Genomic DNA, 13,649 nt, shown 5'->3' on the forward strand with positions numbered 1-13,649 from the left:
AGGCGGCGCTCACCATCGCAACTGCGTGGTAAGTACGCCCGTTTCGACGATCGCGAACTGCGTGGCGCCCTGGTAGGTCCCTTCGACCCGGTAGCTCGCGTCGGGCACGCTGAACAGGCAGCGCGATCCCGATGCGTTGAATTCGACGAGCACGCGGCCGTGTCGCCTCAGGCGCACCTGTACGTTGGCAAGCGGTTGCCCGGTCCGGGCCGACGCGAACGACACGCCGAGGTTGTACGGACGGCCGTCGGGGGGAAGCGGCGCGGTACCGTCGATTTGTGCATCGCCGCAGATATACGAAATCACATAGCGGCCTGAGCCGGAACCGGACGCGGGTGTCTGGGCCGTGGCATTCAGGCAGAGCGCGGATACGACGACGCTCAGGAAAGGGCGAGCATGTTGTCGAAACGAGGAAGACATTGCAACCTCCCGTCCGGAATCAATGGCAGCGCATTTATTCCGGGTCTCCGAGTCAAATTTTCCAACATTCTTTTTGCGACACGCTATTGATACACGATGGATTTTGAATCAACAACCGCGTGTGGCTTGAATGGAACGGCTCTGAAAGATATTATCTAAACAGGATTGCGACAGATTTGTATGACCCGCTTACCGCTGAAGAAAGTCGATATTGCCAGATATGAATATTGCTTTCGGTACGGCTGATCGAGCACGCATTGAATCAAGTCGGAGGTATTGAAGTTCGTACCGAAAAATAATGACTGATAAAAGAAAGTTTTGCGCCTGTGTTCGAGGCGAATCGATGAATTTCAGACACAGGTTACGCGATTTTAAATGGGGCGAGACATCTTTTTTGATATTCGTTTCGTTACATGCAAATAGAAACTTTTTATTTGTTCTGTAACAGGGTATTTCTGATATGAAAATAAGAAGAGATATTCGGGATCGGCGCGACGGGCTTAAAGGATGCTATTTTGAATCGCAAACGTTTGCATTTTATTCGATATCGATTCCATGCCTGCAAAGTGATTTCGCGGGCTGCGGCAGGATTGCCGATTGCTGCAGGAAAGGAGGCCGCGTTCGATATGAAGCGGCGCGACCCACAGGCACGCGGACGCAGCATTGCCCGGGATCGCACCCGCACCCGCGCCGTTGACGCGCACGGCGCGGACGCGAATGTCAGCGGCTGCCGCCCGCGCTTCGCCGCGCGATGCGCATCGCCGGCGCGGCCGCTTGCTCGGCACCGCTCGCGCCTTCGGTCGCCGTGCGCGGCCGGTTCATGATGTAGCTCCACAGCTGCTCGGCCGCGAGCCCGCGCTTGCGCGCGGATCGATACAGGCGGATTTCGAGTTCGGTGATCCAGTCCCCGGAACCCGCGCATACGAGCGTGCCGTCCGCGAGCTCCTTCTCGACGCAGCTTTCGGGCAGCCAGCCGATCCCGTGCCCGGCCACGACCATGCCCTTCAATGCCTCGGACATATGCGTCTCGAAGCACCGGTGCAGCACATACGGCTCGGTCGCATTCAGCAGCAGCATCTCGACGATGTTCCCGAGAAACGCGCCCGACGAATAGGCGAGCAGCGGCAGCGGGGCATCGGGCGTACCCGGCAGCTGGAATACGGGCTTGCCGCGCGCGTCGGGCGTCGACACCGGCAGGATCCGCTCGACGCCGAGGCTGACGAACGGGAAGTGGTTCGGGTCGAGCACGATCGGTAACTGCGGATGGTGATAGCCGAGCAGCAGGTCGCATTCACCTTCGACGAGCTGCTGCACGCCTTCCGGCACGTTCACCGCGTTCACGCGCGCGGTCACGTGGCCGACCTCGCCGTTGAGCTGCTTGAGCCATTCGGGAAACAGCGTGAAAACCAGCGTGTGCGCGACGGCAAAACGCACGACCTGGTCGCTGGCCGCGAACTGGTCGTAGCCGTTCACGAGATTGCGCGCCGCATACATGCTGCGCAGGATGTCCGCGGCGAGCCCGCGGAACATCTGTCCGGCCGGCGTCAGCGTGATCGGGTTGATGCTCCGGTCGACCAGCTTCGCGTCCATCCAGGTTTCGAGTGCGGCGATTCGTCTGCTGAATGCAGACTGCGTCAGGTGCCGGTTACGCGCGGCACGGGAAAAGCTCTTGGTATCCGCAAGGCTCAGGAAATCTTCCAGCCACTTTGCTTCCATTTCGATCTTCGCTTTTTATAGTCGGGCGCCGGGAGGGCGGCGGCGGCGCCGCTTCGCTGCAACAATTTTCTAGCGTACCGCGCCTCGCGTCGGTCGTCCCGATGTTTTTTTTCGATGGGTGTCAGTCGAAATATGCATGGGCGTTGTCGGCGGGATTACGGCTGCATAGCGTTGAGGTGCCGGACCCGGCTAACCGGTTAGTTCATCGCGTCGAACTGCCGGTGCGGCCGCAGACGGTACTTCCCCAGGGCCGGCCGCGCGGTGCGCGTGCCGGCCCGCCTTCCCGCCCTTCGGTGCAGGCGGCCGGCGATCCGGCGGCCGGCGCTCCGGGCGGGCCGTCTTTTTGTGCAGTGCAGATTGCACATTCGTGACACGCGGGAGAACTATGTTCGGCAGACGCGGCGCAGCATCGGCCGTGCGCGATCGCGGCGCATCGATGCCGCCATCGGCGTCGCGTACCGCACCGTAATGGTGCGGCAGGCCGCGCGGGCATGCCCGGCGCGGCGCAAAAGGGGGGATATCGCAAGGCACGGTCCTTGCAGAGTAATTGTTACGCCGGTCCGGCATGCGCAATGCCGGGGAAAACGATCGATGGAGAAAAGATCGATGAAGCCATTCGATGAAATGCTGCAATCCGGCGACATGGTAAGGGCGCCTTACGCGCGCCTGAAGCAATGGCTCGACACGCAGAATCCCGCGAGCCTCGCCCAGAAAGCCCACGATGCGGAGGGCGTGTTCCGCAAGACGGGCATCACGTTCGCCGTTTACGGCGACGCGGAGGCCGCCGAGCGGCTGATTCCGTTCGATATCGTCCCGCGCATCATCTCGGGTTCGGAATGGAGCCGGCTGTCGCTCGGCATCGAGCAGCGCGTGATGGCGCTCAACGCGTTCCTCGACGACATCTACCACCGCCAGGAGATCGTGCGCGCGGGCATCGTGCCGAAGCACCTGATCGCGCACAACGAAGCCTTCATTCCGGAGATGATCGACTTCCGGCCGCCCGGCAACGTTTACACGCACATCATCGGCGTCGACATCGTGCGCACCGGCGAGAACGAGTTCTACGTGCTGGAGGACAACGCGCGCACGCCGTCCGGCGTGTCGTACATGCTGGAAAACCGCGAGACGATGATGCAGCTCTTCCCCGAGCTGTTCCAGCAGGTGAAGGTGCGCCCGGTCGAGACCTATCCGCAGATGCTGCGCCAGTCGCTCGCGGCCGTGTGCCCGCCGGGCGGCAACGCCGACAACCCGACCATCGCCGTGCTGACGCCCGGCATCCACAATTCCGCGTACTACGAACATTCGTTCCTCGCCGACCAGATGGGCGTGCACCTCGTCGAGGGCAGCGACCTGCAGGTGATCGACGGCCGCGTCGCGATGCGCACCACCGAAGGCTTCCAGCCGATCGACGTGCTGTACCGGCGCGTCGACGACGCGTTCCTCGATCCGCTCACGTTCCGCCCCGATTCGGTGCTCGGCGTCGCGGGGATCATGGACGTCTACCGCGCGGGCAACATCACGATCGCGAACGCGCCCGGCACCGGCATCGCCGACGACAAGGCGATCTACTCGTACATGCCGGAGATCGTCGAGTTCTACACGGGCCGCAAGGCGCTGCTCGAGAACGTGCCGACCTGGCGCTGCGGCGATGCGGACAGCCTGAAATACGTGCTCGCGCATCTCGACGAACTGGTCGTGAAGGAAGTGCACGGCTCGGGCGGCTACGGGATGCTCGTCGGGCCGTGCGCGTCGAAGGCCGAGCTCGAGGCGTTTTCCGCGAAGCTGCGTGCGCGGCCCGCGAACTACATCGCGCAACCGACGCTGGCGTTGTCCACGACGCCGATCCTGACCGAAGCGGGCCTCGCGCCGCGCCACGTCGACCTGCGCCCGTTCGTGCTGGTGTCGGACCGGATCCGCATCACGCCGGGCGGGCTCACGCGCGTCGCGCTGAAGGAGGGCTCGCTCGTCGTCAACTCGAGCCAGGGCGGCGGCACCAAGGACACCTGGGTGCTGGCCGACTGAGCCGGACACGACCGCGCGCGCCGGAGCCGGCGCGCCAACCGAACGAAGACGGAGTGGACACGAGATGCTTCTGGGACGTACTGCAAGCGGTCTCTACTGGATGTACCGCTATATCGAGCGCGCGGAGAACATCGCGCGCATCGTCGATGCCGGGCTGCGGATGGCGCTCACGCGCACGTCCGACGCGCCGGCCGAATGGTCGTCGGTGCTCGTCAGCTCGGGCGCCGACGACGGCTACCGGCAGAAATACGACGCGTATGCGGCCGATACCGTGACCGACTACCTGCTGCGCGACCGCGACAACCCGTCGAGCGTGCTGTCGTGCATCGAGGCCGCGCGCTCGAACGCGCGGATGGTGCGCACGGCGCTCACGCGCGAGGCGTGGGAGAGCGTGAACGGCGCGTGGCTCGCGCTGCGCCGCGCATTCGAGCGGCCGGTGCCGGAGAGCGAGCTGCCGGCGGTACTCGACGAGGTGAAGCGCGAAACCGCGCTGATCCTCGGCAGCTTCTACAGCACGATGCTGCGCAACGAAATCTTCGATTTCGCGCAGATCGGCGCGTTCGTCGAGCGCGCGGACAACACCGCGCGGATCATCGACGTGAAGTACCACCTGCTGCTGCCGTCGGTGTCGCACGTGGGCACGATCCTCGACAACTACCAGTGGGAGACGATCCTGCGCTGCGTGGCCGCGCACCGTTCGTACCGCTGGGTGTACGACGTGCAGTACAAGCCGATGAACATCGCCGACTACCTGATCCTGAACGGCCGCATGCCGCGTTCGCTGCGTTATTGCTACGGGCGCGTCGTATCGAGCCTGAACCTGCTCGCGAAGGATTACGGCGTGACACACCCGTGTCACGACACGGCCACGAAGATCTTGCAGATGCTGTCCGATACCTCGGTCGAGCGGATCTTCAAGAGCGGCCTGCACGAGTTCCTGACCGACTTCATCGGCCGTAACAACAGCCTCGGGCTCGAAATCGCCCAGGCCTACAACTTCGACTGAGACTAGCCATGCGACTCGCCATCCGACACATTTCGCGTTATCAGTTCGACGATCAAGCCACCCATGCGCTGCAACGGCTGCGGCTGCGCCCGCAGTCCGGGCCCGGGCAGACGGTGCGCGCGTGGCAGGTCACGATCGACGGCGTCGAGCCGACGCTGTCGTACGCCGACGGGCTCGGCAACCGGATCGACCTCGTGCGTCACGACCGCGGCGCGAAGGCCGAGATCGTCGTCGTCGCGGCCGGCGTCGTCGAGACCCAGGACCGCGCGGGCATTCTCGGCAATCCCGAGGGTTATGCGCCGCCGTGGATCTTCGAGCGCGAGACCGCGCTCACGAAGGCGGGCGACACGGTGCGCGCACTCGCGCAGGCGCTGCCGATCGAGCCGTACGGCCTCGACGCATTGCACTGGCTGATGACTGAAGTGCACGGCCGCATTGCGTACGCGCCGAACCTGGCCGCCGACGCGCCCGTCGATGCGGAAACCGCGCTGCAAAGCGGCGAGGGCACGAGCCGCGACCATGCGCACGCGTTCATCGCGGCCGCGCGCGCGCTGAAGATTCCCGCCCGCTATATCTCGGGCTACGTGCTCGCCGACAGCGCGATGCAGCGCATCGCCGACGCGAAGCAGAACGCGGGCGACGAAGACGACGAGGAAGCGCTCGCGTTGCAGAGCGGCGAGGGCATGCAGCAGGTGCTCGGCGCGTCGCATGCCGCGCAGTCGCAGTCGCAGACTCAGTCCCAGGGCCAGTCGCAGGCGGCGCTCGGCGCGCAGCCGCAAGCCGCCGCGCTGATGCAGCAGCCGGCCGGCCATGCATGGGCCGAGGCCTATGTCGAAGGGCTCGGCTGGGTCGGGTTCGATCCGTTCATGAACCGCTGCCCGGACGAGCGCTACGTGCGCATCGCGGTCGGCCTCGACTATCGCGACGCGCAGCCGGTGACGGGGCTCGGTGCGACGGCCGTCGGCGTCGAGATCAGCGTCGTGCAGACGCCCGAACTCGTCTGACGCGACGCGCGCTTTCGCCGAATCCGCCATGCCGGGCCGCCGCGTCGACAGCGACGCGGCGCGCGCGGCCGATCCAACCCGAATCGAGCTCCCATGTCCATCCACGTCGCGCTGCATCACACCACCCGCTACCGTTACGACCGGCTCGTCAACCTCGGCCCGCAGGTCGTGCGGCTGCGACCCGCGCCGCACTGCCGGACGCCGATCCTCGCGTATTCGATGACGGTCGAGCCCGCGCAGCACTTCATCAACTGGCAGCAGGACCCGTTCTCGAACTATCTCGCGCGGCTCGTGTTTCCGGAGCGCACCGAGTACTTCGAGGTCACGATCGATCTCGTCGCCGAGATGTCGGTGTACAACCCGTTCGACTTCTTCCTGGAAGCGAGCGCGGACCAATACCCGTTCAGCTATGACGATGCGCTGAAGACCGAGCTCGCGCCGTATCTCGCATGCGATCCGCAGACGAGTGCGTCGCCGCTGTTCCGCGCGTATGTCGACGGCGTCGACCGCACGCCGGCCGGCACCGTGAACTTCCTCGTCGCGCTGAACCAGCAGCTTCAGCACGACATCGGCTACCTCGTGCGGATGGAGCCGGGCGTACAGACGCCCGAACAGACGCTGAAACTCGCATCCGGCTCGTGCCGCGACAGCGCGTGGCTGCTCGTGCAGCTTTGCCGCCATCTCGGCATCGCCGCGCGCTTCGTGTCGGGCTACCTGATCCAGCTCACGCCCGACGTGAAATCGCTCGACGGCCCGAGCGGCACGTCGGTCGACTTCACCGACCTGCACGCATGGTGCGAGGTCTACCTGCCGGGTGCCGGCTGGATCGGCTTCGATCCGACGTCGGGCCTGCTCGCCGGCGAAGGGCATATCCCGCTCGCGTGCACGCCGCAGCCGACCAGCGCCGCGCCGGTCGAAGGGCTGATCGACGAATGCGAGGTGTCGTTCGAGCATGAGATGGCCGTGACGCGCGTGTACGAATCGCCGCGCGTGACGAAGCCGTATACGGAATCGCAATGGGATGCCGTGCGCACGCTCGGCACGCAGGTCGACGGCGCGCTGGCGGCCGGCGACGTGCGGCTCACGCAGGGCGGCGAGCCGACCTTCGTGTCGATCGACGATCGCGACGGCGCCGAATGGAACACCGATGCGCTCGGCCCGACCAAGCGTGGTTATGCGACCGAGCTCGTGCAGCGGCTGCGCGCCGAATACGGCGACGGCGGCTTCCTGCATTTCGGGCAGGGCAAGTGGTATCCGGGCGAGCAGCTGCCGCGCTGGGCGCTGTCGATCTTCTGGCGCGCGGACGGCCAGCCGGTATGGCACGATCCGTCGCTGTTCGCCGACGAGCGCGAGCCGTCCGCGTATACGACCGACGACGCGAAGCGCTTCATCGACGCGCTGGCCGCGCGGCTGAACCTGACCGACGAATTCATCCGCCCCGGCTACGAGGACGTCTGGTATTACCTGTGGCGCGAACGCCGGCTGCCCGTCAACGTCGATCCGTTCGACTCGCGCCTCGACGACGAGCTCGAACGCGCGCGGCTGCGCAAGGTGTTCGAGCAGCAGCTCGACAGCGTGGTCGGCTACGTGCTGCCGGTCAAGCGTACGGACGACGAGCCGGGCCTCGACGGGCCGCGCTGGCAGACGGGCCCGTGGTTCTTCCGCGACGAGCGGATGTACCTAGTACCCGGCGATTCGCCGATGGGCTATCGGCTGCCGCTCGATTCGCTGCCGTGGGCCGCCCGCGCCGACCATCCGTATCTGGTCGAGCGCGATCCGTTCGCGCCGCGAGATGCGCTGCCGGAAGCCGCCGCCATCCGCGCGCGCTACGCGGGCCCGGCCGACGCGCCGCGCTACCTGGCCGGCGTGCATCGCGAAGCGTCCGCGCAGACCGTGATGCAATGGCGCGGCGACGACACGGCCAGCGCGCGGCATGCCGCGCATGCGCACGACCCGCAGCGCCGGCCCGAGCGCTTCGAATCGGCCGCGTGGATCACGCGCACCGCGCTGTGCGTCGAAGTGCGCAAAGGCATCCTGTACCTGTTCATGCCGCCGCTCGCCGCGCTCGAGGATTATCTCGAACTGCTCGGCGCGATCGAGCTGACTGCGCACGCGCTCGGCGTGAAGCTCGTGCTCGAGGGCTATCCGCCGCCGCGCGACGCGCGGCTGAAGCTGCTGCAGGTGACGCCCGATCCCGGCGTGATCGAGGTGAACATCCATCCGGCCGCAAGCTTCGACGAGCTCGTCGATCACACCGAATTCCTGTACGACGCCGCATGGCAGTCGCGGCTGTGCAGCGAAAAGTTCATGGTCGACGGCCGCCACGTCGGCACGGGCGGCGGCAACCACTTCGTGCTCGGCGGCGCGACGCCGGCCGACAGCCCGTTCCTGCGCCGCCCGGACCTGCTTGCGAGCCTGATCGCGTACTGGCACAACCATCCGTCGCTGTCGTACCTGTTCTCCGGGCTGTTCATCGGGCCGACGAGCCAGGCGCCGCGCGTCGACGAGGCGCGCAACGACCAGCTCTACGAACTCGACATCGCATTCGCGGAGATCCAGCGCAACAAGCTGCTCTACGGGCAGGACATGCCGCCGTGGCTCGTCGACCGCGTGCTGCGCAACCTGCTGATCGACGTGACGGGCAACACGCACCGCAGCGAGTTCTGCATCGACAAGCTGTATTCGCCCGATTCGTCGACCGGCCGCCTCGGCCTGCTCGAACTGCGCGCGTTCGAGATGCCGCCGCATGCGCGGATGAGCATCGTGCAGCAATTGCTGCTGCGCGCGCTGGTCGCGCGCTTCTGGGCCGCGCCGTACACGACGCCGCTCACGCGCTGGGGCACCGCGCTGCACGACCGTTTCATGCTGCCGGCATTCCTTCAGATGGATTTCGACGACGTGCTGGCCGAACTGCGCGACGCCGGTTTCGCGTTCGATCCGGCGTGGTTCGCGCCGCACTTCGAATTCCGCTTCCCGCTGTTCGGCCAGATCGCGGTGAACGGGATGCAGCTGTCGCTGCGCGGTGCGCTGGAGCCGTGGCACGTGATGGGCGAGGAGGGCGCGCCCGGCGGCACGGTGCGCTACGTCGATTCGTCGGTCGAACGGCTCGAAGTGCGCGTGACGGGGTTGAACGACAACCGGCACGTCGTGACGGTCAACGGCCGCGCGCTGCCGCTGCAGCCGACCGGCACTGTCGGCGAATACGTCGCGGGCGTGCGCTACAAGGCGTGGTCGCCGCCGTCGGCGCTGCACCCGACCATCGGCGTGCATGCGCCGCTCACGTTCGACATCGTCGATACGTGGCTGCAGCGCTCGCTCGGCGGCTGTCGTTATCACGTCGCGCATCCGGGCGGGCGCAACTACGCGACGTTCCCCGTCAATGCGTATGAGGCCGAGAGCCGCCGGCTCGCGCGCTTCGTCGAGATGGGGCACACGCCGGGGCGGATGGACGTGTCGGCCGCCGCGCCGAGCCGCGAATTCCCGTTCACGCTCGACTTGCGGCGGCCGTGACGGGCCGATGACGGGGCGGACGACGATGCGCGGTTCGCGATTTCCCGGCGCGGCGGGAAGTCGCGCCCCCGCCGGAATGCTAGGATGCGGGCAGATTGCGGCCGCGCGCCGCGGCCCGCCGCCCGTGCGGCGGCGTGCATGCGCGGCCGCGCCCTGACGACGAAACGACACCGTGCAGCCCATTCACTCCGACCATCTCGCCGACCCCGACGCGATGCCCACGCTATTCGATACCGGCGCGCAGCCGGACGCCGCCGAACTGGCCGCCGCGCTTGCGGCGCCGGCCGCCGCCGGCCGTTACGACGAACTGCGCGGCAGCGCGGCCGGCCTGAACGCGCCTGCGCTCGCGCCCGCATGGCGCAGTTTCTTCACATCGATCGGCAGCGACGGCGTGGCCGACCTCGATCGCCGTGCCGATGCGCTGCACCGGCGCATGCGCGAGAACGGCCTGTTCTACCAGCTGCACGAGCAGCGTGCCGGCGACGGCGCGGCCGGCCCGTGGTCGCTCGACCTGCTGCCGCTGATCGTCACGCCCGAGGACTGGGTTGCGATCGAACGCGGCGTGCTGCAGCGCGTGCGGCTGCTCAACGCGACGATGGCCGACCTGTACGGGCCGCAGACGATCCTGCAGCGCGGATTGTTGCCGCCCGCGCTCGTGACCGGCCATCCGGGCTACTTGCGCGCGATGCGCGGCGCGCGCGTGCCGGGCGATACATGGCTGCACGTCGTCGCGTTCGATCTCGCGCGCGGCCCGGACGGGCAGTGGCGGATCGTCGCGCAGCACACGCAGGGCGCGGCCGGGCTCGGTTATCTGCTCGAAAACCGGCTGATCGTGTCGCGGCTCTTTCCGCGCGGGTTTCGCGGGCTGCGCGTGCAGCGGCTCGCGTCCGCGTACCGCGCGCTGCTGCAGAGCATGCAGGCGCTCAGCCCGGCCGCCAGGAATTCGCGGATCGTGCTGCTGACGCCGGGGCCGCACAGCGCGACGTATTTCGAGCATGCGTATCTCGCGCGCTACCTCGGCCTCACGCTCGTCGAAGGCGGCGACCTGACCGCGCGCGACAACCGCGTATTCCTGAAGACGCTGCGCGGGCTCGAACCCGTGCACGGCATCCTGCGGCGCGTCGACGACGCGTGGCTCGATCCGCTCGAACTGCGGCCCGATTCGATGCTCGGCGTGCCGGGGCTGCTGCAGGCCGTGCGCGCCGGCAACGTGCTGCTCGCGAACGCGCCGGGCTCGGGTTTCCTCGAATCGCCGGCCATGCTCGGCTTCATGCCGCGTCTCGCGGAAGGCCTGCTCGGTGAAACGCTGACGCTGCCGGCCGTGCATTCGTGGTGGTGCGGCGAGGCGGCCGCGTGCGACGACGCGCTGCCGCAGCTCGCGCGCGGCATCGTGAAGGCGTCGTATCCGGCCGACGTGCAGGCGGGCGGCCCGTTCGACCCGGTGATCGGCGCGCGGCTCACGCAGGCGCAGCTTGCCGACTGGCGCGCGCGGATACTCGCGCGGCCCGAACACTATACGGTGCAGGCCGACCTGCCGCTGTCGCAGGCGCCGACCTGGCCGGGGCACGGCACGCCCGACGGCAACGGCGGCGCGCGCATCGTGCCGAAGCCGCTGCTGCTGCGCGTGTTCGCGCTCGCCGACGGCGCGCAGCGCTGGCGGCTCCTGCCGGGCGGGCTGTCGCGGGTCGGCACGCGCGACACGCTGTTCAACGCGCCGATGCCGCACGGCGGCAGCACCGTCGATACGTGGGTGATGACCGAAGGCATCGTCGATTCGACGACGCTGCTGCAAACGCACCTCGGCCCGGACGACCTCGTCGAGCGGCCGCGCGCGATCGCGAGCCGCGCGGCCGAGAACCTGTTCTGGCTGGGCCGCTACACCGAGCGCGCGACCAACCTGATGCGCCTCGCGCGCGCCGCGCTCGAACGGCTGCGCGGCGAGGACGACGTCGACAGCCCCGCGCACCTGGAGCTGCTCGACACGCTGTGCCGCGATACGGGCCTGATCGCGGCCGACGCGCCGAACGCCGTCGATGCGCCGCGCGGGTTCCTGCACGCGCTCGCGACGTCGCTGACGCGCGGCGCGGATCGCACGTCGGGAATCGCGTCGTGCCTGTTCGGGATGCGCGGCGCGGCCGCCGCGATCCGCGAACGGCTGTCGAGCGATCAGTGGCGGCTGATCGACGACGCGACGCAACTGTTCGCGGACAGCGCCGACCATCCGGAAGCCGACGAGCAGATCGGCAACGAGGCGCTGCAGTTGCTGGAGCGCCTCGGCCTGCTGCTCGGCGCGATCACGGGCGCGCAGACCGACAACATGACGCGCGACGACGGCTGGCGGCTGCTGTCGATCGGCCGGCAGATCGACCGGCTGGACTTCCTGTGCAGCGTGCTGAAGTTCGCATTCGACGAAGGCGCCGTATACCGGCAGGACGGATTCGAGCTCGTGCTGGAGCTGTTCGACAGTACGATCACGTTCCGCTCGCGGTTCCAGCGCGGCTTCGACGTCGCGCCGCTGCTGTCGCTCGTCGTGCTCGATACCGACAACCCGCGCTCGCTCGGCTGGGTCGTGCAGGCGCTGCGCGGCCGGTTGGCGAAGGTCGAGCGCAGCGAAGGCTATGCGCTGTCCGAGCTGGCCGAGACGATTCCGAACGTGCCCGCGTGGTCGCTGCACGAGCTGTGCGAGACCGCCGACGGCGGCCGGCACGACAAGCTGCTCGGCATGCTCGACGCGACGGCGAAGGCGGTCTGGGAACTGTCGAACCGGATCGGCGAGCGCTATTTCAGCCACGTGCGCGAGGCGGGCAGGACGCTATGGTGACGACGAAAGGCACGACGAAAACGCCGCCCGGTTCCGGCAACGGACGACAGACAGCGGCACCGGCGGCGCCTGCCGCACCGGCCGCCATTGCGCCCGGCCGATTGCTGCGCGTCACGCACGATACCGAATACCGGTACGCGGCGCGCGTCGAATCGGCACAGCACCAGGCGCGCCTGCAACCGCTCGCGACGCCGCGCCAACAGGTGCTGTCGTTCTCGCTCGACATCAACCCCGCGCCGGAATCGATCTGCACGGAGATCGACGCATTTGGCAACGCGCGCGCATCGTTCGCGCTGAACCAGCCGCACGACGCGCTGCTCGTGCGCAGCCGCAGCACGGTGCGCGTGACGCCGCCCGTGTGGTCGCTCGGTGCGCGCGGCGAGCCGCCGCCCGCGATCGCGCATCCCGACGGAAAGCACGCGACTGCATGGGAAGCCGTGCGCGATCGCTTGCGGTTCCGTGCGGGGCAGCCTTACGACGCGGCGAGCGAATTCGTGTTTGCTTCGCCGCACGTCGCGTGCGACGCCGAACTCGCCGCGTATGCGGCCGCGAGCTTCACGCCGCAGCGGCCGCTCGTGCAGGCCGCATGGGACCTGATGCGGCGCGTGCACGCCGAGTTTGCGTACACGCCGAACAGCACCGACATCACGACCTCGGCACTCGATGCGCTGCGATTGCGCAAGGGGGTCTGCCAGGATTTCGCGCACGTGATGATCGGCGCGCTGCGCTCGCTCGGGCTGGCCGCGCGTTACGTGAGCGGCTATCTGCTCACGCAGCCGCCGCCCGGGCAGCCGCGGCTGATCGGCGCCGACGCGTCGCATGCGTGGGTCGAGGTGTACGACCCGGCGTGGCCCGAGGACAACGGCTGGCTGCAGCTCGATCCGACCAACGACCGCGCGCCGGGCGACGACTACGTGATGCTGTCGATCGGCCGCGACTATGCGGACGTGACGCCGCTGCGCGGCGTGATTCGCGGCGGCGGCGCGGATCAGGAGCTGAAGGTCGGCGTGACGGTCGAGCCGCTCGACACGCCGTGATGTCGCGCGATGCCGCCCGCCCGGGCGATTCGCCGTTTAAGTATTCGTTAATTCTGCACGCCTAGCATGGTCGTGTCGGCGAACGGATCGAGCCTCGGTCCGGCGCCGGCGGC

At 67.7% G+C, this 13,649-nt stretch carries 8 protein-coding genes; 6 read left to right on the forward strand and 2 right to left on the reverse strand.

The features are described 5' to 3' along the window. Positions 1-9: 9 nt before the first annotated feature. Both MRS60_RS18465 and MRS60_RS18470 read right to left on the reverse strand, forming a co-directional pair. Positions 10-420: a hypothetical protein gene (locus MRS60_RS18465; protein WP_034179808.1), complete on the reverse strand. Its 411-nt coding sequence runs from the start codon at positions 418-420 to the stop codon at positions 10-12. A gap of 720 nt (positions 421-1,140) precedes the next feature. Beyond that, on the reverse strand, positions 1,141-2,136 hold the full coding sequence (locus MRS60_RS18470; RefSeq protein ID WP_243566360.1) for a LysR substrate-binding domain-containing protein: 996 nt from the start codon (positions 2,134-2,136) through the stop codon (positions 1,141-1,143). Between the two features lie 606 nt (positions 2,137-2,742). On the opposite strand from MRS60_RS18470, the gene MRS60_RS18475 reads away from it, so the two are divergent. From MRS60_RS18475 to MRS60_RS18500, 6 genes are all read left to right on the forward strand, one after another. Beyond that, entirely contained in the window at positions 2,743-4,158 is a 1,416-nt protein-coding gene (locus MRS60_RS18475) for a circularly permuted type 2 ATP-grasp protein (protein WP_034179806.1), read from the forward strand. Positions 4,159-4,222: 64 nt separating this feature from the next. Continuing rightward, entirely contained in the window at positions 4,223-5,164 is a 942-nt protein-coding gene (locus MRS60_RS18480; protein ID WP_034179805.1) for an alpha-E domain-containing protein, read from the forward strand. Between the two features lie 8 nt (positions 5,165-5,172). Further along, positions 5,173-6,168, forward strand: a complete 996-nt coding sequence (locus tag MRS60_RS18485) for a transglutaminase family protein (RefSeq protein WP_105391281.1) — start codon at positions 5,173-5,175, stop codon at positions 6,166-6,168. A 93-nt stretch (positions 6,169-6,261) separates the two neighbouring features. Next, positions 6,262-9,678 carry a DUF2126 domain-containing protein gene (locus MRS60_RS18490; RefSeq protein WP_243566361.1) on the forward strand — a complete coding sequence of 1,139 codons (3,417 nt, stop codon included), beginning with the start codon at positions 6,262-6,264 and terminating at the stop codon, positions 9,676-9,678. A gap of 214 nt (positions 9,679-9,892) precedes the next feature. Further along, positions 9,893-12,499 (forward strand): circularly permuted type 2 ATP-grasp protein, encoded by a 2,607-nt coding sequence (locus tag MRS60_RS18495; protein WP_243566852.1) that lies wholly within the window; start codon positions 9,893-9,895, stop codon positions 12,497-12,499. Then, entirely contained in the window at positions 12,493-13,536 is a 1,044-nt protein-coding gene (locus MRS60_RS18500; protein WP_217590662.1) for a transglutaminase family protein, read from the forward strand. Before MRS60_RS18495 ends, MRS60_RS18500 begins: the two co-directional genes overlap by 7 nt. The last annotated feature ends 113 nt before the right edge of the window (positions 13,537-13,649 follow it).

Source organism: Burkholderia pyrrocinia, assembly GCF_022809715.1.
GTDB classification, from domain to species: domain Bacteria; phylum Pseudomonadota; class Gammaproteobacteria; order Burkholderiales; family Burkholderiaceae; genus Burkholderia; species Burkholderia pyrrocinia_C.